We start from the raw sequence: 1581 nt of genomic DNA on the forward strand, positions 1-1581 counted from the left end.
CAACATCATAAACTTAAGAAAAAAATGGAAAGGAATCTGTTCGCAGGTTCCTTTCATTGTGTTAAAATATAGGCAGGGGTGTATATGATTAAATCTTATAAAACAAGATTTCAAAAGTTTTCTGCATTATTATCTGATCCGGAAATTGCAAAATATGCGAGACAGAATGGAAACCATGCTTTTTCGAGAAAGCGAAAAATGCCCCTAAAAGACATGTTGCTATGCTGTCTTTCAAAAAAGGGGCTTACCACGACATTTGAACTTAGAAACTATTTCAAAGAAAAAGGAGACTTGTCTATGCAGTTATCTGTCCAGGGATATCTACAACAGAGAAAACGTCTAAATCCGGAAATTTTTCCCTATCTGAACCGTAAATATCTTATGGATTTTTATCGTTCTGACGAACCCAGACTGTGGAAAGGATATTTGTTAATCGCGATTGACGGGAGCAAGGCGGAAGTTCCAAACTCAAAGGATAACAGGGAAGCATTTGGAAACAGCGGCAACCAGCATTCCGGGAAAGGGCAGGTACGGGCACTGGTAAGCGGAATGTATGATGTTTTGAATCATTTTTACCTGGATATTGAAATTGAACATATTTGCATCAGTGAAAACGAACTGGCAAAAAGAAACTTAAAACAATTAAAAAAATTTGGAATCAGGAAGCCGGTTGTCGCAGTTTTTGACCGCGGTTATCCTTCCTTAGAGTTTATTGACTTTCTGGAAACGGAAGGGATTCATTATCTGATCCGTCTTTCATCCAACGATTATATGGCAGAACGTAAACGGATGCAGTCGGCAGATGAAAAAGTCATTTTAAAACATTCATCTGCACGCCTACAAAAAATACGAAAAAAACATCCGGAACGATATGAACAGATGCAAAAGAAAGGGAGCACGCTGGTAAGAATATCAAAATCGACTCTTCCCTCCGGGAATGAACTTGCGCTGATGACAGATCTTCCGGATACAATTACCGCAGAAGAATTAGCGGATTTATATTACCAAAGATGGGAAATTGAGAAGAAATACAATACTCTAAAAAACAAAATGAAATTTGAAAGTGTAACAGGGAAAGCCACAGTATATGTGCACCAGGATTTTTGGGCGCAGGTTTTAGTATATAACATGGTTCAGGACATTCGGAACAGTGCGGACGAAGAGGCCGCAGCAGCAGGACGGGAAAACAGGAATAAATATCCCATGCATACCAATGAAAATGTAGCCATCGGTCTTTTCAAAGAGACTATGCTAAAAATCCTTTTGGAACCGGAGGAAAAGAAGCGGATCAAAAAACTTGGAGAACTACAGGAAGAAATGGAGCGCTATGTACTTCCCATAAGGGAACTACCTGGAAAAGAGCGTAGAAAAAACATCTCAAATAAATATAAAAACAATCAAAAGAGTAGCTTTTAAAATGCCCATTCTCCGTTTAAAGGGAGATTATGGGCATTTTAAGTTGTTAAAGTATACAGAAGGAGCTCTGTGAAGATTTCTCTTCGTTTTAATCTGCCCTTTTGAAATGAGTTTTTAGCAGGATAATATAAATGTGTAATATCTAATCTTAAGTTTATGATGTTG

At 38.0% G+C, this 1581-nt stretch carries 1 protein-coding gene; it reads left to right on the top strand.

Features of this window, described 5'->3' with window-relative positions; genetic code table 11:
• Nucleotides 1–84 precede the first annotated feature (84 nt).
• The gene (locus AB5706_RS22965; protein ID WP_118584333.1) at nt 85–1416 is read left to right on the top strand and encodes an IS4 family transposase; all 1332 of its coding nucleotides are present in this window, start codon (nt 85–87) and stop codon (nt 1414–1416) included.
• The last annotated feature ends 165 nt before the right edge of the window (nt 1417–1581 follow it).

Source organism: Ruminococcus sp. RTP21484sp1_RTP21277st1_D2_RTP21277_210401 (genome assembly GCF_040924225.1).
GTDB classification, from domain to species: Bacteria; Bacillota; Clostridia; order Lachnospirales; family Lachnospiraceae; genus Blautia_A; species Blautia_A faecis.

Bases quoted from the DNA above. Each gene is read 5' to 3' on its own strand.
- AB5706_RS22965 (WP_118584333.1), top strand. From the start codon at position 85: ATGATTAAATCTTATAAAACAAGATTTCAAAAGTTTTCTGCATTATTA.